This is a genomic window from Bradyrhizobium sp. P2_E8 (assembly GCF_056403875.1).
The window spans coordinates 1-2,297 of the sequence record NZ_JBFUES010001105.1; the positions used below are offsets into that span (position 1 = coordinate 1).

The 2,297-nt window shown below is 62.0% G+C and carries 2 protein-coding genes and 1 pseudogene; 1 reads left to right on the forward strand and 2 read right to left on the reverse strand.

Annotated features, from left to right (window positions below):
- Together AC1D00_RS37255 and AC1D00_RS37260 are read right to left on the reverse strand one after the other, a co-directional pair.
- A pseudogene (locus AC1D00_RS37255) lies at positions 1 to 204 on the reverse strand (cupin domain-containing protein); the annotation flags it as partial.
- 27 nt (positions 205 to 231) lie between these two features.
- A complete protein-coding gene (locus tag AC1D00_RS37260) occupies positions 232 to 1,407 on the reverse strand; it encodes an ABC transporter substrate-binding protein (RefSeq protein WP_477014105.1) in 1,176 nt (391 codons plus the stop codon).
- Between the two features lie 278 nt (positions 1,408 to 1,685).
- Here AC1D00_RS37260 and AC1D00_RS37265 point away from each other — a divergent pair, with 278 nt between their 5' ends.
- Positions 1,686 to 2,177: a MarR family winged helix-turn-helix transcriptional regulator gene (locus AC1D00_RS37265; RefSeq protein ID WP_027545928.1), complete on the forward strand. Its 492-nt coding sequence runs from the start codon at positions 1,686 to 1,688 to the stop codon at positions 2,175 to 2,177.
- Positions 2,178 to 2,297: the final 120 nt, after the last annotated feature.

Consider the following 2,297-nt stretch of genomic DNA (forward strand, 5'->3'; position numbering starts at 1 on the left):
CTGCAGCACGAACTGCAGCACGAACAGACCATCCTGGTCGGGATGAATGTGCGGCGGCACGAACGTCCCCGGCGGCAGCGTTGCGTGCCAGGAGAAGCTGTTCTCGGCGTAGCTCTTCGGCACATAGGTCTGACCGAGGATGTTCCAGGAAATGCCCTGGATGCCCTCATTGGCCCGCGTGATGCCGGTTATTTCGCTCTTCATTGCAGTCCTCCCGTAACGCGATGCGGCTTAGTTTGCCGCCTTGCAGTCCTTGGCATAGCGGTCGCCGTAATTCTCAAAGACCTTCTGGACGATCTCGGTCTGGAACTTGCCGTCCGGACGCTTGGCGACCTTGGTGAGATAGAAATCCTGGATCGGATAGCCGTTGGTGTTGAACTTGAAGGCGCCGCGCAGCGAGGTGAAGTCGGCCTTCTTCAGTGCGGCCGCGACGGCATCCTTGTTCGAGAGGTCGCCCTTCACCGCCTTGATGGCGCTGTCGATCAGCATCGCGGCGTCATAGGCCTGGAAGGCGTAGGTGCCGGGGACGCCGTTGTAGGCGGCCTCATACGAAGCGACGAACTTCTTGTTCTGGGGGTTGTCGAGATTGGGCGCCCAGTTCGCACCGCCGAACATGCCGACGGCCGCGTCCTGCTGCGCCGGCAAGGTCGATTCATCCACCGTGAAAGCCGAGAGCACCGGAATGCTGTCGGCAAGGCCGGCCTGCCGGTACTGCTTCACGAGATTGACCCCGAGACCGCCCGGCATGAACGTGAACAGCGCATCGGGCTTCTGCGAGGAAATCTTGGAAAGCTCCGGCTGGAAGTCCAGCGTGTTCAGCGGCATGTAGGATTCCTCGACGATCTCGCCCTTGTAGTCGAGCTTGAAGCCGGCGACCGAGTCCTTGCCGGCCTGATAGTTCGGCACCATCAGGTACATGCGCTTGTAGCCGCGATCCTGCGCGACCTTGCCGAGGATCTCGTGAACCTGGTCATTCTGATACGAGGTCACATAGAAGAACGGGTTGCAGTCCTTGCCGGCAAAAGTCGACGGGCCGGCATTGGGGCTGATCAGGAACACCTTCGATTCCGTCACGGGCCGGTGGATCGCCTGGAGAATGTTGGAGAAGATCGGCCCGACCACGAAGTCGACCTTGTCGCGTTCCAGAAGGCCCTTGACCTTGGTCACCGCTGCGTCCGGCTTGAGCTCGTCGTCGACCACCACGACCTCGACATCGCGGCCGCCCATCTTGCTGCCGAGATCCTTCACCGCGAGCGCAAAGCCGTCGCGAACCTGCTGGCCGAGCGCGGCGGCGGGTCCCGACAGGGTCACGATCACGCCGAGCTTGATCTTCTCCTGGGCGAGGGCGGGGCTCATCGCGGTGCCGAGCAGCAAGGCGGCTGCGGCCAAGGTCAATTGCGTCTTCATGATCTGTCCCCCGTGATATCAGGGCCTGCGCTGCAAGCCGCGTACTCCAATCCAAGCTTAAGCCGATGATGGCTGCCGCGGCAAGCAAAGCTCAAGACGCCGCCATCTCGCGCGGCAGCGAGCATGCAAGCGGCGCGCCAATTATTTGAAGCCTAAAGAAATCGACGTGCGGTCGATTGCTGCAGCTTTGGACTTGCGGCCGGCCTCAATTTATTTGAAGCTCAAAACGTTGGGGAATCCGTGCCGGCGCCAATGCCTGCCGTCAATGACTGCATCAGATGCTTGATTCCGAGACCAAGGCCGTCGAGACTCCGGAGGACCACGCCGAAGAGCTTCGGCTGTGGCTGCGTATGCTTACCTGCACGACCCTGATCGAGGGCGAGGTCCGCGGCCGCCTGCGGCAGCGGTTCGACGTCACGCTGCCCCGTTTCGATCTAATGGCACAGCTCGACAAGGCGCCTGACGGCATGACGCTGTCCGATGTCTCCAAGCGCATGATGGTCTCCAACGGCAACGTCACCGGCCTCGTCGAGCGTCTGGTGGAATCCGGCCATCTCGACCGGCGCACGTCGGAGACCGACCGCCGCGTCCAGGTGATCCGTCTGACAAAGCTCGGGCGCGCCGAGTTTCGCCGGATGGCGGCGGAACACGAGACCTGGATCGCCGATCTCTTCGCCGACCTGACGCCGAAGGATGTGCGCGAGCTGATGCGGCTCCTCGCCAAGACCAAGGCGTCGGCGCAGAGGTCGGCTGGTCGCCGCCGGGCGTAGGTCCCGCGGGCCGATGCGCCGCCAATCCCACTTTGCCGCAGGAAAATGCATGGGATGCCCAAAATCCGCTATTGCGCCAAATTGCTTTAAGCCTAAAATGTTTCGCAGTTAGTGCTGCCG